This is a genomic window from Diaphorobacter sp. LR2014-1 (assembly GCF_002916785.1).
GTDB classification, from domain to species: domain Bacteria; phylum Pseudomonadota; class Gammaproteobacteria; order Burkholderiales; family Burkholderiaceae_C; genus Diaphorobacter; species Diaphorobacter nitroreducens.
Genome location: NZ_MTBE01000006.1, coordinates 148,556 through 170,767 on the forward strand (window position 1 = coordinate 148,556; position 22,212 = coordinate 170,767).

Sequence of the window (22,212 nt, forward strand, 5' to 3'; positions counted from 1 at the left end):
CTGAATTATAGGACGCGGTATCAGCCCTGCGCTGCCACGCGCTCAGCTTTACTTTGTAATTTATTCAGGGCACTGAGGTAGGCCTTGGCCGATGCCACCACGATGTCGGGGTCGGCCCCTACGCCATTCACCACCCGGCCGGCGCTCTGCAACCGCACGGTGACTTCGCCCTGGCTTTCGGTGGAGCCACTGATGGCGTTCACCGAGTACAGCACCATCTCGGCACCGCTGCGCACATGCGCCTCGATGGCCTTCATCGAGGCATCGACCGGGCCGTTGCCCTCCGAGGAGCTGCGGACTTCCTTGCCGTCCACGGTGAACACGATGGTCGCCTCGGGCCGCTCGCCCGTTTCGCTGTGCTGCGCCAGGGACACGAAGCCGAACTGCTCCTTCTCGCTGGTCACGCTTTCGTCGCTCACGAGTGCCAGGATGTCCTCGTCAAAGATCTCGCTCTTGCGGTCGGCGAGTTCCTTGAATTTGGCAAACGCCACGTTGATTTCGCCTTCGCTCTCCAACTGGACGCCCAGTTCCTGCAGACGTTGCTTGAACGCATTGCGGCCGCTGAGTTTGCCCAGCACGATCTTGTTGGCGCTCCAGCCCACGTCCTCGGCGCGCATGATCTCGTACGTGTCGCGCGCCTTGAGCACGCCGTCCTGGTGGATGCCCGAGGCGTGGGCGAACGCATTGGCGCCCACCACGGCCTTGTTGGGCTGCACCACAAAGCCGGTGGTCTGGCTGACCATGCGGCTGGCGGCCACGATGTGCTGGGTATCGATGCCGACGTCCAGGCCGAAGTAGTCGCGCCGCGTCTTCACGGCCATCACCACCTCCTCCAGCGAACAATTGCCCGCACGCTCGCCCAGGCCGTTGATGGTGCACTCCACCTGGCGTGCCCCGCCGATCTTCACACCCGCCAGCGAGTTGGCGACCGCCATGCCCAGATCGTTGTGGCAGTGCACGGACCAGATGGCCTTGTCACTGTTGGGAATGCGCTCGCGAAGGTTCTTGATGAAGTTGCCGTACAGCTCGGGAATGGCGTAACCCACGGTGTCGGGCACGTTGATGGTGGTGGCGCCCTCCGCGATCACCGTCTCGATCACGCGGCACAGGAAGTCCGGATCGCTGCGGTAGCCATCCTCGGGGCTGAATTCGATGTCCTCCACCAGGTTGCGTGCAAAACGCACCGCCTGCCTGGCTTGCTCCAGCACCTGCTCGGGCGTCATGCGCAGCTTTTTTTCCATGTGCAGCGCGCTGGTGGCGATGAACGTGTGGATGCGCGCGCGGTTTGCCTCTTTGAGCGCCTCGGCAGCACGGGCGATGTCCCGGTCGTTGGCACGTGCCAGCGAGCAGACCGTGGAATCCTTCACTGCGCGCGCAATGGCCTGCACCGATTCGAAGTCGCCGTTGGAACTGGCGGCAAAACCCGCCTCGATCACATCCACACGCAGCCGCTCCAATTGACGGGCAATGCGCAGCTTTTCATCGCGCGTCATGGAAGCTCCCGGCGACTGTTCGCCGTCGCGCAAGGTGGTGTCGAAAATGATGAGCTTGTCGGTCATGGATCGTCTCTTGAGGTCGTTGTGGGGATAGGGAATCAGGCAACCATCACCTGGGCTTGTATTTGCGGAGCACGCTGCAGCCCCGAAAGAATGGCACGGATCGAGGCTGACACGATATTGGCATCCATGCCCACCCCATATACGGTGTGGCGATCATCGATGCGCATCTCGACATAGGCCACGGCCTTGGCGTGGGCGCCCTCGCTGATGGCATGTTCGTTGTAGTCCAGCACGCGCACATCGCAGTCCAGCGCAGCGGCCACGGCCTGTACGAATGCGTCGATCGGGCCTGCGCCTTCGCCTTCAATCTGCAGCGTCTGGCCTTGCCAGGGCAGTTGTCCGCGCAATGCAACCGTGCCGTTTTCGCCTTCCATACGGTATACCGGCGTTGCTGCCTCGTCCAGACGGTATTCGCGCTCGAACAAACTCCACAGATCGGCGGCCGTGAGCTCCTTGCCGCTGGCGTCCATTTCGCGCTGCACTGCCTGGCTGAACTCGATCTGCAAGCGCCGCGGCAGTTGCACGCCGTATTCACTCTCCAACAGATACGCGATGCCGCCCTTGCCGGACTGGCTGTTGACGCGAATGATGGCTTCATAACTGCGCCCCAGATCCTTGGGATCGATCGGCAGGTAGGGCATCTCCCAGATGTCGCCCTCGCGCCGGGCGGCAAATGCTTTCTTGATGGCGTCCTGATGCGAACCGGAGAACGAGGTATAGACCAGATCGCCCACGTACGGATGGCGCGGGTGCACGGGTAACTGGTTGCAATACTCCACGGTGCTGCGGATGCCGTCGATGTCCGAAAAGTCCAGCCCCGGATGCACGCCTTGCGTGTACATGTTGAGGGCCACGTTCACCACGTCCAGGTTACCCGTACGTTCGCCGTTGCCGAAGAGGCAGCCCTCCAGGCGGTCGGCGCCCGCCATCAAGGCCAGCTCCGCCGTTGCCGTGCCGGTGCCGCGGTCGTTGTGCGGGTGCACCGACAGCACCACGCTGTCGCGGCGCTGGATGTGGCGGTGCGTCCACTCGACCATGTCCGCGAAGATGTTCGGCGTGGAATGCTCCACCGTGGTCGGCAGATTGATGATGCACTTCTTCTGGGGTGTCGGCTGCCACACGTCGGTCACCGCATCGATCACACGCTTGGAAAACTCCAGTTCGGTGTCCGAGTACATCTCAGGCGAATACTGGAACGTCCAGTCGGTAAGGGGGTACTGGGCAGCGATGTCTTTGAACATCTGCGCGTTGCCACGCGCCAGTTCCACGATTTCGTCCTCGCTCATGTCCAGCACCACGCGGCGCATCACGGGCGCGGTGGCGTTATAGAGGTGGACGATGGCGCGGGGCGCGCCTTCCAAAGCCTCAAACGTGCGACGGATCAGATGGTCACGCGCCTGGGTCAGCACCTGAATGGTCACGTCGTCAGGAATGCGGTCTTCCTCGATGAGCTTGCGCACGAAGTCGAACTCGACCTGGGAGGCCGACGGGAAGCCTACCTCGATCTCCTTGAATCCGATCTTCACCAGTTGCTCGAACATGCGCATCTTGCGCGCGATGTCCATGGGCTCGATCAACGCCTGGTTGCCGTCGCGCAGGTCCACACTGCACCAGATGGGCGCGCGGTCGATCACCGCGTCGGGCCAGGTGCGGTCCGTCAGGCGCACGGGGGCAAAGGGACGGTATTTGGCGGCGGGGTTCTGCAGCATCGGAATTCTCTCTTTCGTGGAACAAGGTAGGTGTCTGACCTGTGCTCCAGCGACCCCGGAAAAACAAAAACGGCCCGTCGCTGGTGCTCACGGGCCGTGGGAAGTAGGTGTGTACGCGCGCGCTACTATGCCTGCCCGAGGGACAAGTTCAGTAGTAGTGCTAGCGACAGGAAATGCATGCGAACGACTCTAGCACAAAAAACACACGGCGACACGCAGGGCTACTCGTGCAACCCGCGCTCCTCGGGCTCGTCCTTGGAGGTGCTGATCACGCTGGCCCGATACCCCTTGGCACGCCGCCATGCATACACGCCGTAGCCGCTCAATCCATAAGCCACGAAAATGCTGAACAGCACCGTGGGCGCATGGATGTTGATGATGGCGATCCCCAGCACGATGAGCACGATGGCCGTGAAGGGAACGCTGCGCTTGAGGTGCAGGTCCTTGAAGCTGTAGAACGGCGCATTGGTCACCATGGTGAGCCCGGCGTACAGCGTCAGCCCGAACATCACCCAGGTGAGCTGGCTCCAGGTCAGCAGGCCGTCCTGCCCGCGCTGCACACCCGCGTCGGACAGCAGCCAGATGAAGCCCGTCACCAGCGCCGCCGCGGCCGGAGATGGAAGCCCCTGGAACCAGCGCTTGTCCACGGTGCCGGTGTTGACGTTGAAGCGCGCCAGCCGCAGGGCAGCGCATGAACAGTAGACGAAGGCCGCGATCCAGCCCCAGCGCCCCAGGCCGCTGAGGGCCCACTCGTAGGCGATCAGTGCAGGCGCCACGCCGAAGGACACCATGTCCGACAGCGAGTCCATCTGCTCACCGAACGCGCTTTGCGTGTTGGTCATGCGCGCCACGCGGCCATCCAGGCTGTCCAGCACCATGGCGCAGAACACCCCCACCGCCGCATAGTCGAAGCGGCCATTCATGGCCATGACAATGGCGTAGAACCCGCCAAACAACGCTGCCAGCGTGAACAGGTTGGGCAGGATGTAGATGCCCTTGCGGCGCTTGCGCACCATCACGCCCGTGTTTTCGGCGGCATCGTTGCCATCATGCATTCAATCGACCTCCAGCGCCCATCCAGCAAGCGCCAACAGCTATAAAATCAATAGTATTTTTGTTCCGCACACGCGTGCGGAAAAGGACGCAGTGTAGCCGCTGCCCCGCACGCAAAAAAGGCCACCAGGGTGGCCTTGGGGAAAGACGCCAGCGCGGCCCGGCCGCGCTCGCGCATCAGTTGCGCGTCTGGTCCACCAGCTTGTTTTTGGCGATCCAGGGCATCATCGCACGCAGCTGGGCACCCACCACTTCGATGCTGTGGTCGGCGGTGTTGCGGCGGCGGGCCGTCATGCTCGGGTAGTTCAGGCGGCCTTCCTGGATGAACATCTTGGCGTAGTCGCCGTTCTGGATGCGCTTCAGGGCATTGCGCATAGCGGCGCGCGACTGCTCGTTGATCACTTCAGGGCCGGTCACGTACTCGCCGAACTCGGCGTTGTTCGAGATCGAGTAGTTCATGTTGGCGATGCCGCCTTCGTAGATCAGGTCCACGATGAGCTTGAGCTCGTGCAGGCACTCGAAGTAGGCCATCTCGGGGGCGTAGCCGGCTTCCACCAGCGTCTCGTAGCCCATCTTGATCAGCTCGACAGCGCCACCGCACAGCACGGCCTGCTCGCCGAACAGGTCGGTCTCGGTCTCTTCCTTGAAGTTGGTCTCGATGATGCCGGCCTTGCCGCCGCCATTGGCCATGGCGTAGGACAGCGCCAGGTCACGGGCCTTGCCGGACTTGTCCTGGTGCACGGCCACCAGGTGGGGCACGCCGCCGCCCTGGGTGTAGGTGTTGCGCACGGTGTGGCCAGGGGCCTTGGGCGCCACCATCCACACATCCAGATCGGCGCGGGGCACGACCTGGTTGTAGTGCACGTTGAAGCCGTGGGCGAAGGCCAGCGAGGCGCCCTGCTTGATGTGGGGCTCGACGTTGTTCTTATAGACCTCGGCGATCTGCTCGTCGGGCAGCAGGATCATGACGACGTCGGCTTCCTTCACGGCGTCGTTCACTTCCTTGACCGTCAGGCCGGCCTTGCCGACCTTGTCCCACGAAGCGCCGCCCTTGCGCAGGCCGACCACGACCTTCACGCCGCTGTCGTTGAGGTTTTGGGCATGGGCGTGGCCTTGGCTGCCATAGCCGATGATGGCCACGGTCTTGCCCTTGATGAGGCTCAGATCACAGTCTTTGTCGTAGAAAACTTTCATGGTCGCTCCGGTTGGGATTCTGTTCAGGGGGAAAGGAAAACGGGGGGGATTGTCGTACTTACACACGCAGGATGCGTTCGCCACGGCCGATGCCGCTGGCGCCCGTGCGCACCGTCTCCAAAATGGCGGTACGGTCGATGGCCTGCAGGAAAGCGTCGTTCTTGGACTGGTCGCCGGTCAGCTCGATCGTGTAGCTCTTTTCGGTCACGTCGATGATGCGTCCGCGAAAGATGTCGGCCATGCGCCTCATCTCTTCGCGCTCCTTGCCCACGGCGCGCACCTTCACCATCATGAGTTCGCGCTCGGTGTAGGCGCCTTCGGTCAGGTCAACCACCTTGACCACCTCGATGAGGCGGTTCAGGTGCTTGGTGATCTGCTCGATCACGTCTTCCGATCCATGGGTCTGGATGGTCATGCGCGACAGGGACGCGTCCTCGGTAGGCGCCACGGTCAGCGATTCGATGTTGTAGCCCCGCGCGGAAAACAGGCCAACGACGCGCGACAGCGCACCCGGTTCGTTCTCCAGCAGGACGGCGATGATGTGTTTCATGGGATGAGCTTCCTCTTCTCGCTGCCCTCCCCTGGCGCCGGTAAGCGCCAGGCTTGGCAGACAATAGATTCGTCAGAAAACGCTATTAAATAAATAGCTACCAGCGCTTGCCAGGCAAGCGTTACAGGCCTTTTTGATGCTTAAAGGTCTTCCGACCCCAGCAGCATCTCGGTGATGCCCTTGCCAGCCTGCACCATCGGGAACACGTTCTCGGTGGGGTCGGTCCGGAAGTCCAGGAACACCGTGCGGTCCTTGAGCTTGCGCGCTTCGCGCAGCGCCGGCTCCACGTCCTGCGGGCGCTCGATGAGCATGCCCACGTGGCCGTAGGCCTCAGCCAACTTCACGAAGTTGGGCAGCGCATCCATGTAGCTATGGCTGTAGCGGCCCGAGTACTCGATCTCTTGCCACTGGCGCACCATGCCCAGGTAGCGGTTGTTGAGCGACAGCACCTTGATCGGCGTGTTGTACTGCAGGCAGGTAGACAGCTCCTGGATGTTCATCTGCACCGAGCCTTCGCCCGTCACGCAGAACACCTCGGCCTCGGGCTTGGCCAGCTTGATGCCCATGGCATAGGGAATGCCCACGCCCATGGTACCCAGGCCGCCGGAGTTGATCCAGCGGCGCGGCTCGTCGAACTTGTAGAACTGGGCGGCCCACATCTGATGCTGGCCCACGTCGGAGGTGACGTAGGCGTCCGCATCGCGGGTCATGTTCCACAGCGTCTCGATCACGTACTGCGGCTTGATGACCTCGGTGTTGCCGCGGTCGTACTTCAGGCAGTCGCGGCCGCGCCAGTTCTCGATCTGCTCCCACCACGCCGACAGCGCACCAGCGTCGGGGCGTGTCGTGGTCTCGCGGATCATAGAGATCAGCTCAGTCAACACGTCCTTGACATCGCCCACGATCGGAATGTCCACCTTCACGCGCTTGGAAATGCTCGACGGGTCGATATCGATATGGATGATCTTGCGCTCGTTCTGCGCGAAATGCTTGGGATTGCCGATGACGCGGTCATCAAAGCGCGCGCCCACGGCCAGCAGCACGTCGCAGTTCTGCATGGCATTGTTGGCCTCGATCGTGCCGTGCATGCCCAGCATGCCCAGGAATTTGCGGTCGGTGGCCGGGTAGGCACCCAGACCCATCAGCGTGTGGGTGACCGGATAGCCCAGCATGTCGACCAGCGTGCGCAGCTCGGGCACCGCATTGCCCAGCAGCACGCCGCCGCCGGTGTAGATATAAGGTCGTTTGGCGGCCAGCAGCAGTTGCAGTGCCTTGCGGATCTGGCCGCCATGCCCCTTCTTGACGGGGTTGTAAGAGCGCATTTCCACGCTCTGCGGATAACCATGGAAAGCCGTCTTCTTGAACGACACATCCTTCGGGATATCCACCACCACGGGGCCGGGACGGCCGGTGCGCGCGATATGGAAGGCTTTTTTGAGCGTCACCGCCAGGTCGCGCACATCTTTGACCAGGAAGTTGTGCTTGACGATGGGACGCGTGATGCCCACGGTGTCGCACTCCTGGAAGGCATCCAGCCCGATCGCGGGCGTGGGCACCTGGCCGGAGATGATCACCATGGGGATCGAATCCATATACGCCGTGGCGATGCCCGTCACGGCATTCGTCAATCCGGGGCCGGAAGTCACCAGCGCCACCCCGACCTCGCCCGTCGCGCGGGCATAACCGTCGGCCGCGTGCACCGCCGCCTGTTCGTGGCGCACCAGCACGTGCTGAATGGTGTCCTGCTTGTACAGCGCGTCGTAGATGTACAGCACGGCGCCGCCGGGATAGCCCCAGATGTACTGGACATTCTCGGCCTGCAGAGCCTTGACGAGAATCTCGGACCCCATGAGGTCCTGGGTGCCGGGAGAAGATGAGGAGTTGCCGCCGCGAGAGGCCGCAGCCGCCGACGTGAGTTCGGCCTTGGAGATTTCCATGATCAACCTTTGCGAATTTCTCTAACGAAAAACCTTGGGTGCCCCTTGTACGAACTCTTGTGAAGCCGACTTGGGACTTGAGGCCTCGGCCATGGGCGCCATGAGTGTTGCGCCGGATCGGGACCCGTTTGCCTTTTTGAATTGCAGTACACATTATTGCACTGCACACATGCAGTTGGCGCAGCACGGCATAAAAAATACGCGGCAATGCGATAATCTGCCTTTCGCAGCTTGCCGCACGCACCTGCGCGCGCACTCCGCTTTCGCCCTCCTTGGGTTTTTGCCTTTGGCTACTGAACAAGAGCTCTCCGACTTCCTCAAAAGCGTGGACAAGCGTGCTTTCAAGCGCACGCTTTACCATGTGCGCAATGAGGAAGCCGCGTTGGACATCGTTCAGGACAGCATGCTCAAGCTGGCCGAGCACTATGGCGACAAGCCGCCGGCCGAGCTGCCCATGCTCTTCCAGCGCATCCTCACCAACTGCATGCTGGATTGGTTCCGGCGACAGAAGACGCGCAATGCGCTTTTTTCCAGCCTGAGCGACTTCGAGGGCCCGTCGGACGATGGTTCAGATTTTGATTTTCTCGAGGTACACGCCGCTGCCAATGGCGAAATGGCACAGAGTGCAGAGGATTCTGTGCGTCGCGCCCAGGTACTGCGCGATATCGATGCCGAGATCCAAGAACTGCCCCCGCGTCAACGGGAGGCATTTTTGATGCGTTACTGGGAGGAAATGGATGTCGCAGAAACCGCAGCCGCCATGGGTTGCTCCGAAGGCAGCGTCAAGACACACTGCTTTCGGGCCATCCAAACCCTCAGCAAGGCACTGAAGGCCAAAGGAATCGTGCTATGAACCGCCCTCCAGAATACCCGCCGGAAATCACCCAGGCCGCGGATGCGTTCGCCCGCCGCCTTACGGCGCGCCTGAGCGAAGGCAATGCCAGCCTTCCCTACGACATCACCGAGCGCCTGCGCGCCGCCCGCATGCAGGCGTTGGCGCAGCGCAAGCGCCCCGCCGTACAGTCTGCCCGTCAGACAGCCGCGGCCACGCACGTGTCTTCGCAAGGCTCCACTGCCACGCTCAGCGGCTGGGGCAGCGAAGGTGGCAACTGGTGGCGCGCCCTGGTATCCGCCGTGCCGCTGACGGCGCTGGTGGTGGGGCTGGTCTTCATCAATATGGCGCAGGACGAGACGGTGGCCACCGAAATCGCCGAAGTCGACGCTGCGCTTCTGACCGACGATCTTCCCCCGTCGGCCTATGCTGACCCCGGCTTCCTGCAATACCTCAAGACAGCCAATACGACGCAATAAGATCACTGCCTGCATGCACGAGCCGTCCCCGCACGCCCCACGCTCCCACCTGCCAGCAGCATTCTTGCTGGCTTTTGTCTTGCTGGGTGCGCTGGCGACGACGGGGTGGTGGATGGCTGCCTATGTGCGGGTGGCGCCCAGTACCCCTGTCCCGGCCGAGGCGCTGGGAGATGGCAGGCACAAAATCTACAGCGAGCCCCGGCAGGCTCCGCAAGCCGAGGCCGGCCCCCGCTGGACAGAACTGAGCACTCCTCAGAAAGAAGCGCTCTACCCCCTTGCAGACCGCTGGAGCGTGCTCAGCGAAGGGCAAAAGCGCAACTGGCTCAACCTGGCGGCGGGCTTTCACGCACTCTCTGAGGACGAGCAGGCGAAGATGCTCGCACGCATTACCGATTGGGCCAGCCTCAGCACCCAGCAGCGCAGCCAGGCGCGACTGAACTATGCCGCCGCCAGCAGGCTCCCGGCCGACAGCCGGCGTGCCCGATGGGAGGCATACCAGGCGCTGAGTGCGGAAGAGAAGAAGCGTCTGGCGGCCAAGGCCGCGCCGCGGCCGACCGGCGCCGCCACCACGGTACGCCCGGTGTCCCCCAAGAAACTGGCCCGCGTCCCTGCAGCCACCAATGCGCCACCGGCCGTCCCCAACCCTCCGAAAATCCAGCCGCCAGCGGAATTCCATTCGCCCCAGGCCTTGCCGGTGCCGCCCCCCGTGGTCGTGCAAACATCGCCGGTCACGATCCCGTCCGCACTGCCTGCGCCGCTCCCCCCCCTTGCGCCCGCCTCGGTCCCCGAACCCGCTCCGGAACCGCCAGTGGACCTGACCCCCCTGCATCCGCCGCAATGATCGGTGCATGATCTCCGTTCGCCGTCCCGCATGACTGCCTCGCGCGCCAATCCGCAGACCCCCCACCCTTCCGACGCTGCCGCCCCGGGGGCATCCCGCGCGATCGCCCCTCCGCTGCGGCGCCGCATGGCCTGCTGGTTGTATGAGGGCATGTTGATGTTCGGGGTGGTGTTCATCGCGGGCTACCTGTTCAGCACCCTGACACAGACGCGGCATGGGCTGGACAACCGCCACGCGCTGCAGGCCTTTCTGTTCGTGGTGTTCGGCATCTACTTCGTCTGGTTCTGGTCCCAGGGACACACGCTTGCCATGAAGACCTGGCACATCCGGGTGGAAGACCGGCAGGGGCGCTCCCTTTCGCAACCACGGGCGCTGCTGCGCTACTTGTTGTGCTGGCTGTGGTTCCTGCCCCCATTGGCGGTGATCGCACCCTTTCAACTGTCCGCGGGCGAAGCCACCGTCATCGTGGCGGGCTGGGTCGCGGTATGGGCCCTGCTCAGCCGATTTCACCCGCAACGCCAGTTCTGGCACGACGCACTCGCCGGTACCCGCCTGGTGCATTACGAAGTGCCGCCCCGCCGCAAGGGTTGAGGGGCGGACTGGGCCACGCACGTGTGCATCTGACGCGCAAGCTATGCGCACAACCCCTGCAGTTCGCCTTCCCATAGCGCGACAATCACCGTCCGAATGCCTGATCCCACGTCCTCCGCACCACACCCCCACAAGCAACGCACCGGCTTGCGCCGGCTGTGGCATGCCACGGGCTACTCCCTGACGGGCCTGCGGGCAGGATGGGAAGAAAAGGCGTTTCGCCAGGAGGTGTGCCTGGCAGCCCTGCTGCTGCCTTCGTCCTTTTACGTCGGGCGGGACTGGATGCAGACCGCTGTACTGGCGGCGGTGGTGGTGTTGGTGCTGATCACCGAATTGCTCAACTCCGGCATCGAGGCCGCCATCGATCGCATCGGGCATGAACTGCATCCGCTGTCCAAGCGCGCCAAGGACTTAGGCAGCGCAGCGGTGCTGCTCAGCCTGCTGCTGTGCGCAGCCGTGTGGGCGGCCGCGCTCTACCAAAGGTTCCTACATGGCTGATGTCGCTTTTTCGATCTGCGTGTACCTGGGCTCTCGCCCGGGCAACAACCCCTCGTTCACAGAAGCGGCCACGGCCGTGGGCCACTGGATAGGCCGCCACGGCGGCCAGTTGGTCTACGGCGGCGGCCGCAGCGGCCTCATGGGCACGGTGGCGGAGGCCACGCGCGTGGCAGGCGGCCGGGTCGTGGGCATCATTCCGCAGGCTCTGGTGGACAAGGAACTGGCGAACCACTTCTGCGATGAGCTGCACATCGTGCAGACCATGCACGAGCGCAAGGCCATGATGGCCGAGCGCAGCGATGCCTTCGTCGCCCTGCCGGGCGGCATCGGCACACTGGAAGAGCTGTTCGAAGTCTGGACCTGGCGCCAGCTGGGCTACCACGACAAGCCTATCGGCCTGTTGGACACCGACGGCTACTACGGCGGCATGCTGGGCTTCCTGCAGCATGCGGTACATGGCGGGCTCATGGGGGAATGGCAGATGGGCCTGATCCGCGTGGGTACGGAGCCCGATGCCCTGCTCACCGCGCTGGTACAGGACGCAGGCGCGAATGCCAGCGCCATCCCCCTGCGCAGCGTGATCTGACGGCTGTCCCACCGCGCTGGCGTGCGCGGGATTGACAGACGTGCCGTTCGTTACACCGCGGCGTCGTCCAGGTCGCCTGTGCGGATGCGCACCACGCGCTCCACGGCGGTGACGAAAATCTTGCCGTCGCCGATCTTGCCGGTGCGCGCCGCGCCTACGATCGCGTCCACGCAGCGGTCCACGTCTTCGGTGCGCACCACCACCTCGATCTTGACCTTGGGCAGGAAGTCCACCACGTATTCAGCACCACGGTACAGCTCGGTATGGCCCTTTTGCCGGCCGAAGCCCTTCACCTCGGTCACCGTCAGCCCCGTTACCCCACATTCGGCCAAGGCCTCGCGGACTTCCTCCAGTTTGAAGGGCTTGATGACGGCGGTGATCATTTGCATGGGGAACTCCTCAAATATCTAAAAAGCGGCGGGCACGGCACGGCGACCCAGCGGCCGCCACAGGGGGCTCAGGCCCTGAATCGGTTGGTGATGGGGTAGCGCCAGTCCTTGCCGAAGCTGCGGCGCGTGACGCGCACGCCCACAGGCGCCTGGCGGCGCTTGTATTCGTTGAGCTTGATGAGCCGGGTCACACGTTCGACATCGGCACGTTCAAAGCCGGCGCGCACGATGTCTTCCAGAGGCTCGTCATTTTCCATGTAGCGCTCGACGATGGCGTCCAGTACCTCATAGGGCGGCAGACTGTCCTGGTCTTTCTGGTCGGGACGCAGTTCGGCACTGGGCGGACGGGTGATGATGCGCTCGGGAATGGGATTCGCGCCGGTGCCATACGGGTCATTGGCGTTGCGCCACCGGGCCAAGGCGAACACGCGCGTCTTGACCACGTCCTTGATCACGGCAAAGCCCCCGGCCATGTCGCCGTAAAGCGTGCAGTAGCCCGTGGCCAGCTCGCTCTTGTTGCCCGTGGTCAGCACCAGGCTGCCGAACTTGTTCGACAGCGCCATCAGCAGCATGCCGCGGATGCGCGCTTGCAGATTCTCTTCCGTCGTGTCCTCGGGCAGGCCGGCGAACTGCGGCGCCAGCGCAGTCTTGAAAGCCTCGAACTGCGGGGCGATGGCGATTTCGTCATAGCGCACCCCCAGCCGCCCGGCCATGTCGCGCGCATCGATCCAGCTGATGTCGGCCGTGTAGGGCGAGGGCATCATCACTGTGCGCACCTTGTCGGCGCCCAGCGCGTCCACGGCAATGGCCAGCACCAGCGCCGAGTCCATGCCCCCCGACAGGCCCAGCAGCACGCCGGGGAAGCCGTTCTTGCCCACGTAGTCGCGCACGCCCAGCACCAGGGCGGACCACAGCTCCGCCTCCCAGCCCTCGTGTGGCGCCACTGGCGCTTCCAAAACAATAGCTGCTTGCGCTTGCTGCACCTTGATCAGCAGCGTTTTTTCTTCAAATCCTGGCGCACGAGCCGCCACGCTGCCATCGGCATTCAGCGCAAAGGACCGGCCCTCGAAAACCACCTCGTCCTGCCCGCCGACCAAGTGCGCATAGACCAGGGGCAGGCCGGTTTCCAGCACGCGCTCGCGCATCACCTGTTCGCGCTCGACAGCCTTGCCCAGGTGGTAGGGCGACGCATTGAGCGTGACCAGCACCTGCGCGCCCGCCTCCCGCGCGCTGCGCGCCGGCCCGGGGTACCACGCGTCCTCGCAGATCAGCAGGCCCATGCGCACGCCATCGACCTCGAACACGCAGTTCTCATCCCCGGGGACGAAATAGCGGCGTTCGTCGAAGACTTCGTAGTTGGGCAGGTACTGCTTGGCGTAGGTGTGCTCGATGCGCCCCGCGCGCAGCACGCTGGCCGCGTTGTGGCACAGGCCGCGCCCCCCCTCGCCCACCCCGTGCGCCACGCGCCGCGGGTGCCCCACGACCACCGTCAGCCCCGGCCAATCCGCCGTAGCGGCCGCCAACCCTTCCAGCGCCTGCTCGCACGCCTGCACGAAGGCTGGCCGCAGGTACAGATCCTCGGCCGCGTAGCCGCACAGCGCCAGTTCGGGCGTAAGGAGCAGCCGGGCACCGGCAGCATGGGCATCGCGCGCGGCCGCAAGAATCTTCTGGGCATTGCCCGGCACGTCGCCCACCACGAAGTTGAGTTGGGCGATGCTGATGACGAACGGCATGGGAATAGCGGGGCGGGTTGGTCTCGGACGATTATGTCACCCGGGCCCTGGCGCCGCCCCGAGCCGCGCCTTGCCCCTGCGGCACGCCCCGGCTGCGCGCTTGTCCCCACAGGCCAGGGACAGACCTGTGGATAAGCTGCGGGCGAGGCGGGCACATGCGGCTTAAGTGGTTGATTCATAACGCCCGCCCCTGCACCGCCTCATTTTTAAGCAGGCTGCGCCACCGCGGAGAAATCCCCACGGCTACGCGGTCCGGGCTTTGGGGACATGATGCGCTCTGCCCTGATTGCGGCACCGCCCACTGCATGACCACACCCTGCCCTGCCAGCACGCCTGCTTACGCATTGCACCTGCACGACTCGATCCATCGCGTGGGCGCCGATGCATGGGACGCACTGCTGGCGCACCAGCCCCACCCCACGCCCTTCCTGCGCCATGCCTACCTGTGCGCGCTCGAAGACAGCGGCAGCGCCACGCCCGCCCAGGGCTGGACGCCCGTCGTGTTCACCCTGTGGGCGGGCACGGACCTGCAGGCCGCCTGCATCGTGTACGCCAAGGCGCACTCGTACGGTGAGTACGTGTTCGATTGGGCCTGGGCCGATGCCTACGCCCGCCACGGGCTGGCGTACTACCCCAAGGCCGTGGCCGCCGTGCCGTTCACGCCGGTGCCCGGCACCCGGCTGATGGCCTGCGACGATGCCGCGCGGGACGCCCTGCTGCGCGCCGTGCTGGACTGGGCGAAGCAGGCGGAGCTGTCGTCCCTGCACCTGCTGTTCGGCGCGCAGCAGGATCTGGCTGCAGCGCACCAGGCGGGGATGCTGCTGCGCAGCACCGTGCAGTTCCACTGGCACAACCGGCGGCCCATGGACAGTGCAAGGTTCGCGGATTTCGAGGACTTCCTCGCCTCCCTGAACCAGGACAAGCGCAAGAAGATCCGCCAGGAGCGCCGGCGCGTGGCCCAGGCGGGGGTGTGCTTTCGCGTGCTGCGGGGCACGCAGATCACCACGGCAGACTGGGACTTCTTCTACCGCTGCTACGAGCGCACCTACCTGGAGCACGGCAATCCGCCCTACCTGACGCGGGCCTTCTTCCACGCCATGCAGCAGCACATGCCCGAGGCCTGGGTGCTTTTCGTGGCGGAGCGCGCAGGCCGCGCCATCGCTACGAGTTTGATAGCTGTTGGCGCTTATCCCAACTGCGTAAACACCCCAAATGACATGCAATCCGTGGCCTATGGCCGCTACTGGGGTGCGCTAGAACGGGTGGACTGCCTGCATTTCGAGGCCTGCTACTACCAGCCCATCGAGTGGTGCATCGCGCAGGGCGTGTACCGTTTCGAAGGCGGTGCGCAGGGCGAACACAAGATGGCGCGCGCCCTCCTGCCCGTGCGCGCGCAGAGCGCCCACTGGCTGGCGCACCCGGCGTTTGCCGAAGCCGTGGACCGGTTCCTGGCGCGTGAAGGCGAAGGCGTGGAGCAGTACCTGGAGGATCTGCACGCGCGCAACCCCTTCCGGCAGGCAGGCTGACGGGCTGGACGCGGCCATGAAAAAGCGCGCCCATGGGCGCGCTTGGCAGAGATACAGCGCGAAGGCCCTCAGGCCGTCGCGACCGACTGCACCAATCCCATCTCAGAACTGCTGAGCAGCGATTCGATGTCCACCACGATCAGCATGCGCTCGCCCACGGTCGCGATGCCACGCACAAAGGACGAATCCACCTGCCCCTGGAACTGCGGTGCGGGCTTGATGGCATCGGCCGGCAAAGCCACCACGTCGGCCACGGCATCCACCACAGCGCCCAGCACCGTGCCGCCCACGTTGAGGATGATGACCACGGTGAAGTCGGTGTAGTCGGCGCTGGCGCAGTGCAGCTTCAGGCGCAGGTCGACGATCGGCACGATCACGCCGCGCAGATCGATCACGCCCTTGATGAACTCCGGCGCGTGCGCCATGCGGGTGGGTTGCTCGTAGGAGCGGATTTCCTGCACGCGCAGGATGTCGATGCCGTACTCCTCCTCACCCAGGCGGAAGGTCAGGTATTCCGCGGCACCGCTGGCGTTGGCGTTGCCGTACGAAGGACGCTGGGCGATGGAAGACGACATGGCAACTCCTATGGAAATGTTCTCGCGCTTGCGCGCAGGTCGAGCACCGCCGGCCACACCAGCGTCGCGCACGCCCTGGCAGCATAGCAGTCATCGGTTACTTATGCTGACAATTTTGCCAGAAGCCGAAATCCCTGCAAGAAAAAAGCCCGCGGGCATGTGCCGGCGGGCTGGATGAGGGAGTGGGTGCGATACGGGCCGCACCCCGCCACCATCAGGCTTTCTTGTAGTTTTCCACGCCGTCCAGGATTTCCTTGTGGGCGGCGTCGATGCCTTCCCAGCCCAGCACCTTGACCCACTTGCCTTCTTCCAGGTCCTTGTAGTGCTCGAAGAAGTGGCTGATGGCCTTCAGGCGCATGGGGTTCACATCCTCCACGGTCTTCCAGGGCTCGTACATCTTGAGGATCTTGGTGGTGGGCACGGCCAGCACCTTGCCGTCCACGCCGGCCTCGTCTTCCATCTTCAGGATGCCCAGCGCGCGGCAGGGCACCACCACGCCGGGGTGCAGCGGGTACGGAGTGATCACCAGCACGTCCACCGGGTCGCCGTCGCCCGACAGGGTCTGGGGCACGTAGCCGTAGTTGCAGGGGTAGTACATGGCCGTGGTCAGGAAACGGTCCACGAAGACGGCACCCGACTCCTTGTCCACTTCGTACTTGATGGGATCGGATTCCGCCGGGATCTCGATCACCACATTGAAGGTTTCGGGAATGTTCTTGCCGGGCTTGACGTTGTTCAGCGACATGGTTTGGGGGTTGAGTGGTTGGAATGACACGGCCTTCGCCCCGGGGGCGGTGCGCAAGGCGGTCCGTGATTTTAGGCGCACGCCCCTTGCAGCTTGCTTGCACCGGGGGTTTCGCGTTAAATGGCTGCGTTGGCCAATCGTCTCCCACCACCGGGGCACGAGGAAGCAACGCAGCGGAAGCACTTCCCCCATGCGTTGCGCTTCCCCCTCCGTGCAACTGACAACCGATGGAGATAACGAATGGCTGGTTCCACCTCGGCGCTGACTGCCCCTCTCGTCCTGGCTCTGGTTTGCGGACTGATTGCTGTGGCCTACGGACTGTGGGCACGCAGCTGGATCCTTTCCAAGGACCCGGGCAACGCCCGCATGCAGGAGATCGCCGGCGCCATCCAGATGGGCGCGGCGGCCTACCTCGCACGGCAATACAAGACCATCGCCTTCGTCGGCATCGTGCTGGCCATCCTCATTGCGGCGTTCCTGGACGGCACCACCGCCGTGGGCTTCGTCATCGGCGCGGTACTCTCCGGCGCCTGCGGCTTCATCGGCATGAACGTCTCGGTGCGCGCCAACGTGCGCACGGCCCAGGCCGCCACGCAGGGCATGGGCCCGGCGCTGCAGGTTGCCTTCCGCGGCGGGGCCATCACGGGCATGCTGGTGGTGGGCCTGGGCCTGCTGGGCGTGACCGCCTTCGCGTGGTTCCTGGTCGGCAATGGCCGGCTCACCCCCACGGCCAGCCTGCCGGCGCTGCTCAACCCGCTGATCGGCTTTGCGTTCGGCTCGTCGCTGATTTCCATCTTTGCCCGCCTGGGCGGGGGCATCTTCACCAAGGGTGCCGACGTGGGTGCGGACCTGGTCGGCAAGGTGGAGGCCGGCATCCCCGAGGACGACCCCCGCAACCCCGCCGTGATCGCCGACAACGTGGGCGACAACGTGGGCGACTGCGCCGGTATGGCGGCCGACCTGTTCGAGACCTATGCCGTCACCCTCATCGCCACGATGGTGCTGGGCGCGCTGCTGGTGGGTGCTGCGCCCGTCGCGGCCGTGACCTACCCACTGGCGCTGGGGGCCGTCTCCATCATCGCCTCCATCATCGGCTGCTTCTTCGTGCAGGCCGGCCCGGGCATGCGCAACGTGATGCCCGCGCTGTACCGGGGGCTGGCCATCGCGGGCGTGCTGTCGCTCGTCGCGTTCTGGTTCGTTACGGCCTGGGTCATCCCCGACAACGCGCTGGGCGGCACGGGCGCGCAGATGCGGCTGTTCGGCGCCTGCGCCACCGGCCTGGTGCTGACGGCGGCGCTGGTGTGGATCACGGAGTTCTACACCGGCACGCAATATTCGCCCGTGCGCCACATCGCGCAGGCGTCCACCACGGGCCACGGCACCAACATCATCGCGGGTCTGGGCGTGTCCATGCGCTCCACGGCCTGGCCGGTGATCTTCGTGTGCGCGGCCATCATCGTGTCGTACACGCTGGCGGGCCTGTACGGCGTGGCCGTGGCCGCCATGTCCATGCTCAGCATGGCGGGCATCGTGGTGGCGCTGGACGCCTACGGCCCCATCACCGACAACGCCGGCGGCATTGCCGAGATGGCCGAGCTGCCCAGCAGCGTGCGCGACATCACCGACCCGCTGGACGCCGTGGGCAACACCACCAAGGCCGTGACCAAGGGCTACGCCATCGGCTCGGCGGGCCTGGCGGCACTGGTGCTGTTCGCCGACTACACGCACAAGCTGGAGAGCTTCGGCCAGGCGATCCGCTTCGACCTGAGCGACCCGATGGTCATCGTGGGCCTGTTCATCGGCGGGCTCATTCCCTACCTGTTCGGCGCCATGGCCATGGAGGCCGTGGGCCGCGCCGCCGGCAGCGTGGTGGTGGAGGTGCGCCGCCAGTTCAGCGAGATCGCGGGCATCATGGAAGGCACGGCCAAGCCCGAGTACGGCCGCGCGGTCGACATGCTGACCAGCGCCGCCATCAAGGAGATGATCATCCCCAGCCTGCTGCCCGTGGCCGTGCCCATCATCGTGGGCCTGGCGCTGGGGCCGAAAGCGCTGGGCGGCCTGCTCATGGGCACCATCGTCACGGGCCTGTTCGTGGCCATCAGCATGTGCACCGGCGGCGGCGCCTGGGACAACGCCAAAAAGTTCATCGAGGACGGCCACCACGGCGGCAAGGGCAGCGAAGCGCACAAGGCCGCCGTCACCGGCGACACCGTGGGCGACCCCTACAAGGACACAGCCGGCCCGGCGGTGAACCCGCTCATCAAGATCATCAACATCGTGGCGCTGCTCATCGTGCCGCTGGTGGTGAAGTTCCACGCCGGCTGACCCGGCACTATCAAAAGAGAAGCTGCCAGCGCCCGTCCCTTGGGCGCTGGACGGCATTCCGGCTCGTAGCCCAGCACGCTGCGCACGCCTGCCGCACAATCAGGCCCATGCAGCTCCACCACATCGCCAACGCCGGCGTGGCCTCGACTTCGGGCCGCACCATTGCCGTGATCGACCCCTCCGACGGCCAGCCGTACGATGAAATCCAGCGCGGCACGGCCGAGGACATCGATGCCGCCGTGCATGCGGCGCAGCAGTGCTACCACAGCGTGTGGCGCAAGCTGGCCCCGGCCGAGCGTGGCAGGCTGCTGATGCGGCTGTCGGCCAAGATCACCGAGCATGCCGAGGAGTTGGCCGCCATCGAGCAACGCGACTGCGGCAAGCCCACCCGGCAGGCACGGGCCGACGCACACGCCCTGGCGCGCTACTTCGAGTTCTACGCCGGCGCCTGCGACAAGCTGCACGGCGAGACCATTCCCTACCCCGACGGCTTCAGCGTGTTGACCTGGCGCGAGCCGCATGGCGTGACCGGCCACATCGTGCCGTGGAACTACCCCATGCAGATCTTCGGGCGCTGCGTGGGCGCCGCACTGGCGGCCGGCAACGTGTGCGTGGTCAAGCCGGCCGAGGACGCCTGCCTGTCCCTGCTGCGCGTGGCCCAGTTGGCGGTCGAGGTGGGTTTCCCTGCCGGCGCGCTGAACCTCGTGACCGGCTACGGCCACGAGGTCGGCGACGCGCTGGCGCGCCACCCCGGCATCCAGCACATCAGCTTCACCGGCAGCCCCAAGGTGGGCACGCTGATCCAGCAGGCCGCCGCAGAGCGCCACTGCCCGGTCACGCTGGAGCTGGGCGGCAAGAGCCCGCAGATCGTCTTTGCCGACGCCGACCTGGACGCCGCCGTGCCCGTGCTCGTGAACGCCATCGTGCAGAACGCTGGGCAAACCTGCTCGGCTGGCTCGCGCGTGCTGATCGATTCCCTGATCTACGAACCGCTGCTGGAGCGCCTGTCAAAGGCCTTCGAGGCGCTGCGCGTGGGCCCCGCCGCCATGGACCTGGACCTGGGGCCGCTGATCCGCCAGAGCCAGCAGCAGCGCGTGTGGGATTACCTGTCCGATGCGCAGGTGGCTGGCATTCCCCTGGCCGCGCAGGGCACCGTGGTGGACGAAGCGCCCGACACGGGCTTCTACCAGGCCCCCACCCTGCTGCGCGACGTACCGGCGCAGCACCGCCTGGCGCAGGAGGAAATCTTCGGCCCCGTGCTGGCCGCCATGCCCTTCGACGACGAAGACCACGCCGTGGAGCTCGCCAACGGCACGCCCTTTGGCCTGGTGGCGGGCGTGTGGACGCGCGATGGCGCGCGCCAGTTCCGCATGGCGCGGCGCATTGCCAGCGGCCAGGTGTTCATCAACAACTACGGCGCAGCCGGCGGCGTCGAATTGCCGTTTGGCGGCGTGAAGTCCAGCGGACACGGACGCGAGAAGGGTTTCGAGGCGCTCTACGGCTTCACCACCCTCAAGACCGTGGCCATCCGCCACGGCTGATCCCTGCGAGCCGCGTGCCCTGCGGTGCCCCGCCAGTGCTCGCTTGCCCGCTGATACGTTTCCCATCTCGACCCCATGCCTCTGTCATCCCCTGCCCCCCGCACTGCCCGCCATGTCCGACGCGTCACCTACCAGGGTTACGAGCGCGAGGACGGGCTCTGGGACATCGAGGGCGAGCTGCACGACAGCAAGCCGCAGGACCTGCCGTCGCTGCGCTACCCGGACGGCGTGCGCCGCGCCGGCGACCCCATCCACCACCTGTGGCTGCGCGTCACCGTGGACCGCGACCTGGTGGTGCGCGCCATCGAATCCGCCATGGATGCCCATCCCCTGGCGGGCTGCACACAAGCGCAGCGCGCCCTGCAGGCGATGGTGGGCTGCAGCATGGCGCGCGGCTGGCGCCAGTCCATCCAGACCCACCTGGGCGGCGTGGCCGGTTGCACCCATCTGCGGGAACTGCTGTTCAACCTGGCCACGGCCACGTTCCAGACGATTCACGCCGCATTCCAGAATGAAGGCGACGAGCCGCCACGCCACTTGGGCCAGTGCACGGGTTGGGACTTCAGCGGTCAGGGAGTGAAGGAGCACTACCCGCAGTTCTACGGCCGCGCGCCGCGCACGCCGAAGGCAGCCTGATCGGCAACCGCTCCCGATTCAATAGCTGTCCGCGCTTGCTGCACGGGCGCTAGAGGCAATTTTTACCTATAGACCTGATTGAGATCGACAGCATGTGCTGGCGCGCGGCTCAGGTTCACCATCCGGCCACTCGCGGAGGATGAATAGCGCTTGAACGGCTCGGCCCGACGGACGGCCTGCGCCAACCCCTGGTTAGCCAGCCCCTGGTTAGTAGAAAGAGTGGAGAGTGGCGTGGCACATCCGCCGGGGGCGCGCGGCTGGGCGGTCGAGCCAAGGCCGTGTCCCGCGCGCCACAGCTGCTGCCCAGCGGGGCAACCAGCCCAGCCACGTCGGCCTTCCCTCCCCCGGGAAAGGCGGTGCAGCCGGGCGCCGCGCCGATGAGACACGCAGTTGCTCTTGTGGCCGCAGGGGGTCAGCCCAGCACGTCCTGCAGGGCCACCTCGTACAGCGAAGTCAAGCTGTCCGTAACCTCCAGCAGGCGCTCGCTGGTGGTGGCCACGTTTTCCAGGCCGCGCGGGTCTGGCTGGCGCTTGAGGGCGGCCTCGAAAAACACCCACTGCGCCTGGCCCAGTTCCAGTGCCGAGCGGATGGCAGGGGTGGAGATGGGCTAGCCGTTCTCGCTAGGAGTTGCTAAGCCAGCAGCTCGGTTCGTTTCAGACCCCTCCCGCCGCAAGGTGAGGAGGGGTTCTTCTTTTCGGACGTCGAACAGTTCAGCCGGCCAGACGCCTGGCGGCAGCGGCTTGGGCTCTGCAGGTTTGGGCGGTGCCCTCCGGCGCGGTGGCAAAGGCGGTTGGTAATAGATGATGTCCTCCGCCGTAATTGGTCCCTTCGCCAATCCGAGCCGCATGGCGGGAGTCTTCCCGTCTTCGCCGACCTCGCAATAATTGAAGTAGGTTCGAAAGATTTCTACCAG

Annotated in this window: 21 protein-coding genes and 1 pseudogene; 10 read left to right on the forward strand and 12 right to left on the reverse strand. The window is 65.2% G+C overall.

The annotated features are described in order from the left end of the window. Positions 1-20: 20 nt before the first annotated feature. The 6 genes from BV908_RS07585 to BV908_RS07610 all read right to left on the reverse strand — a co-directional run bounded on the left by BV908_RS07585 (position 21) and on the right by BV908_RS07610 (position 8,002). A complete protein-coding gene (locus tag BV908_RS07585) occupies positions 21-1,559 on the reverse strand; it encodes a 2-isopropylmalate synthase (RefSeq protein WP_011805038.1) in 1,539 nt (512 codons plus the stop codon). A gap of 35 nt (positions 1,560-1,594) precedes the next feature. Beyond that, entirely contained in the window at positions 1,595-3,268 is a 1,674-nt protein-coding gene (leuA, locus tag BV908_RS07590; protein ID WP_103737729.1) for a 2-isopropylmalate synthase, read from the reverse strand. Positions 3,269-3,489: 221 nt separating this feature from the next. Further along, entirely contained in the window at positions 3,490-4,323 is an 834-nt protein-coding gene (gene pssA, locus BV908_RS07595) for a CDP-diacylglycerol--serine O-phosphatidyltransferase (RefSeq protein ID WP_011805036.1), read from the reverse strand. 175 nt (positions 4,324-4,498) lie between these two features. Further along, a complete protein-coding gene (ilvC, locus tag BV908_RS07600; RefSeq protein ID WP_011805035.1) occupies positions 4,499-5,515 on the reverse strand; it encodes a ketol-acid reductoisomerase in 1,017 nt (338 codons plus the stop codon). A gap of 58 nt (positions 5,516-5,573) precedes the next feature. After that, positions 5,574-6,065, reverse strand: coding sequence for an acetolactate synthase small subunit (gene ilvN, locus BV908_RS07605; RefSeq protein WP_103737730.1), 492 nt, complete (start codon positions 6,063-6,065; stop codon positions 5,574-5,576). A gap of 140 nt (positions 6,066-6,205) precedes the next feature. Continuing rightward, on the reverse strand, positions 6,206-8,002 hold the full coding sequence (locus tag BV908_RS07610) for an acetolactate synthase 3 catalytic subunit (RefSeq protein WP_103737731.1): 1,797 nt from the start codon (positions 8,000-8,002) through the stop codon (positions 6,206-6,208). A 286-nt stretch (positions 8,003-8,288) separates the two neighbouring features. Here BV908_RS07610 and BV908_RS07615 point away from each other — a divergent pair, with 286 nt between their 5' ends. From BV908_RS07615 to BV908_RS07640, 6 genes are all read left to right on the forward strand, one after another. Further along, entirely contained in the window at positions 8,289-8,855 is a 567-nt protein-coding gene (locus BV908_RS07615) for an RNA polymerase sigma factor (RefSeq protein WP_011805032.1), read from the forward strand. Beyond that, positions 8,852-9,313: a DUF3619 family protein gene (locus BV908_RS07620; protein ID WP_011805031.1), complete on the forward strand. Its 462-nt coding sequence runs from the start codon at positions 8,852-8,854 to the stop codon at positions 9,311-9,313. The genes BV908_RS07615 and BV908_RS07620 overlap by 4 nt, the downstream gene beginning before the upstream one ends. Positions 9,314-9,326: 13 nt before the next feature. Then, positions 9,327-10,154 carry a DUF3106 domain-containing protein gene (locus tag BV908_RS07625; protein WP_103737732.1) on the forward strand — a complete coding sequence of 276 codons (828 nt, stop codon included), beginning with the start codon at positions 9,327-9,329 and terminating at the stop codon, positions 10,152-10,154. Positions 10,155-10,184: 30 nt separating this feature from the next. Continuing rightward, on the forward strand, positions 10,185-10,745 hold the full coding sequence (locus BV908_RS07630) for an RDD family protein (RefSeq protein WP_103737733.1): 561 nt from the start codon (positions 10,185-10,187) through the stop codon (positions 10,743-10,745). Positions 10,746-10,841: 96 nt separating this feature from the next. Further along, positions 10,842-11,243, forward strand: coding sequence for a diacylglycerol kinase (locus BV908_RS07635; RefSeq protein ID WP_103737734.1), 402 nt, complete (start codon positions 10,842-10,844; stop codon positions 11,241-11,243). Continuing rightward, entirely contained in the window at positions 11,236-11,829 is a 594-nt protein-coding gene (locus tag BV908_RS07640) for a TIGR00730 family Rossman fold protein (protein WP_103737735.1), read from the forward strand. The genes BV908_RS07635 and BV908_RS07640 overlap by 8 nt, the downstream gene beginning before the upstream one ends. Before the next feature lie 50 nt (positions 11,830-11,879). Here the strand turns inward: BV908_RS07640 and BV908_RS07645 are convergent, their stop codons facing one another. Together BV908_RS07645 and BV908_RS07650 are read right to left on the reverse strand one after the other, a co-directional pair. After that, on the reverse strand, positions 11,880-12,218 hold the full coding sequence (locus tag BV908_RS07645) for a P-II family nitrogen regulator (RefSeq protein ID WP_011805026.1): 339 nt from the start codon (positions 12,216-12,218) through the stop codon (positions 11,880-11,882). A 68-nt stretch (positions 12,219-12,286) separates the two neighbouring features. Beyond that, the gene (locus BV908_RS07650) at positions 12,287-13,951 is read right to left on the reverse strand and encodes an NAD+ synthase (protein WP_103737736.1); all 1,665 of its coding nucleotides are present in this window, start codon (positions 13,949-13,951) and stop codon (positions 12,287-12,289) included. Positions 13,952-14,256: 305 nt separating this feature from the next. On the opposite strand from BV908_RS07650, the gene BV908_RS07655 reads away from it, so the two are divergent. Next, on the forward strand, positions 14,257-15,477 hold the full coding sequence (locus BV908_RS07655) for a GNAT family N-acetyltransferase (protein ID WP_103737737.1): 1,221 nt from the start codon (positions 14,257-14,259) through the stop codon (positions 15,475-15,477). 68 nt (positions 15,478-15,545) lie between these two features. Here BV908_RS07655 and BV908_RS07660 read toward each other — a convergent pair whose 3' ends face one another. After that, positions 15,546-16,052, reverse strand: coding sequence for a chemotaxis protein CheW (locus BV908_RS07660; RefSeq protein ID WP_011805023.1), 507 nt, complete (start codon positions 16,050-16,052; stop codon positions 15,546-15,548). A 214-nt stretch (positions 16,053-16,266) separates the two neighbouring features. Beyond that, the gene (gene ppa / locus BV908_RS07665; protein ID WP_015913465.1) at positions 16,267-16,797 is read right to left on the reverse strand and encodes an inorganic diphosphatase; all 531 of its coding nucleotides are present in this window, start codon (positions 16,795-16,797) and stop codon (positions 16,267-16,269) included. Positions 16,798-17,037: 240 nt separating this feature from the next. Here ppa and BV908_RS07670 point away from each other — a divergent pair, with 240 nt between their 5' ends. The 3 genes from BV908_RS07670 to BV908_RS07680 all read left to right on the forward strand — a co-directional run bounded on the left by BV908_RS07670 (position 17,038) and on the right by BV908_RS07680 (position 21,299). Continuing rightward, the gene (locus tag BV908_RS07670) at positions 17,038-19,122 is read left to right on the forward strand and encodes a sodium-translocating pyrophosphatase (protein WP_103737738.1); all 2,085 of its coding nucleotides are present in this window, start codon (positions 17,038-17,040) and stop codon (positions 19,120-19,122) included. A gap of 107 nt (positions 19,123-19,229) precedes the next feature. After that, the gene (locus BV908_RS07675) at positions 19,230-20,663 is read left to right on the forward strand and encodes an aldehyde dehydrogenase family protein (protein WP_047351344.1); all 1,434 of its coding nucleotides are present in this window, start codon (positions 19,230-19,232) and stop codon (positions 20,661-20,663) included. A gap of 75 nt (positions 20,664-20,738) precedes the next feature. Further along, positions 20,739-21,299 (forward strand): DUF2889 domain-containing protein, encoded by a 561-nt coding sequence (locus BV908_RS07680; RefSeq protein WP_103737739.1) that lies wholly within the window; start codon positions 20,739-20,741, stop codon positions 21,297-21,299. Positions 21,300-21,711: 412 nt separating this feature from the next. Here the strand turns inward: BV908_RS07680 and BV908_RS07685 are convergent. Both BV908_RS07685 and BV908_RS22620 read right to left on the reverse strand, forming a co-directional pair. Beyond that, positions 21,712-21,906 (reverse strand): annotated as a pseudogene (locus tag BV908_RS07685) (hypothetical protein); the annotation flags it as partial. Further along, a partial coding sequence (locus tag BV908_RS22620; protein ID WP_210434001.1) for a hypothetical protein occupies positions 21,907-22,212 on the reverse strand: 306 nt, incomplete at its 5' end. It abuts the pseudogene before it with no gap.

Coding starts and splice junctions, on each gene's coding strand:
- BV908_RS07585 (WP_011805038.1), bottom strand. CDS start 1,559: ATGACCGACAAGCTCATCATTTTCGACACCACCTTGCGCGACGGCGAA.
- leuA (WP_103737729.1), bottom strand. CDS start 3,268: ATGCTGCAGAACCCCGCCGCCAAATACCGTCCCTTTGCCCCCGTGCGC.
- pssA (WP_011805036.1), bottom strand. CDS start 4,323: ATGCATGATGGCAACGATGCCGCCGAAAACACGGGCGTGATGGTGCGC.
- ilvC (WP_011805035.1), bottom strand. CDS start 5,515: ATGAAAGTTTTCTACGACAAAGACTGTGATCTGAGCCTCATCAAGGGC.
- ilvN (WP_103737730.1), bottom strand. CDS start 6,065: ATGAAACACATCATCGCCGTCCTGCTGGAGAACGAACCGGGTGCGCTG.
- BV908_RS07610 (WP_103737731.1), bottom strand. CDS start 8,002: ATGGAAATCTCCAAGGCCGAACTCACGTCGGCGGCTGCGGCCTCTCGC.
- BV908_RS07620 (WP_011805031.1), top strand. CDS start 8,852: ATGAACCGCCCTCCAGAATACCCGCCGGAAATCACCCAGGCCGCGGAT.
- BV908_RS07625 (WP_103737732.1), top strand. CDS start 9,327: ATGCACGAGCCGTCCCCGCACGCCCCACGCTCCCACCTGCCAGCAGCA.
- BV908_RS07630 (WP_103737733.1), top strand. CDS start 10,185: ATGACTGCCTCGCGCGCCAATCCGCAGACCCCCCACCCTTCCGACGCT.
- BV908_RS07635 (WP_103737734.1), top strand. CDS start 10,842: ATGCCTGATCCCACGTCCTCCGCACCACACCCCCACAAGCAACGCACC.
- BV908_RS07640 (WP_103737735.1), top strand. CDS start 11,236: ATGGCTGATGTCGCTTTTTCGATCTGCGTGTACCTGGGCTCTCGCCCG.
- BV908_RS07645 (WP_011805026.1), bottom strand. CDS start 12,218: ATGCAAATGATCACCGCCGTCATCAAGCCCTTCAAACTGGAGGAAGTC.
- BV908_RS07650 (WP_103737736.1), bottom strand. CDS start 13,951: ATGCCGTTCGTCATCAGCATCGCCCAACTCAACTTCGTGGTGGGCGAC.
- BV908_RS07655 (WP_103737737.1), top strand. CDS start 14,257: ATGACCACACCCTGCCCTGCCAGCACGCCTGCTTACGCATTGCACCTG.
- BV908_RS07660 (WP_011805023.1), bottom strand. CDS start 16,052: ATGTCGTCTTCCATCGCCCAGCGTCCTTCGTACGGCAACGCCAACGCC.
- ppa (WP_015913465.1), bottom strand. CDS start 16,797: ATGTCGCTGAACAACGTCAAGCCCGGCAAGAACATTCCCGAAACCTTC.
- BV908_RS07670 (WP_103737738.1), top strand. CDS start 17,038: ATGGCTGGTTCCACCTCGGCGCTGACTGCCCCTCTCGTCCTGGCTCTG.
- BV908_RS07675 (WP_047351344.1), top strand. CDS start 19,230: ATGCAGCTCCACCACATCGCCAACGCCGGCGTGGCCTCGACTTCGGGC.
- BV908_RS07680 (WP_103737739.1), top strand. CDS start 20,739: ATGCCTCTGTCATCCCCTGCCCCCCGCACTGCCCGCCATGTCCGACGC.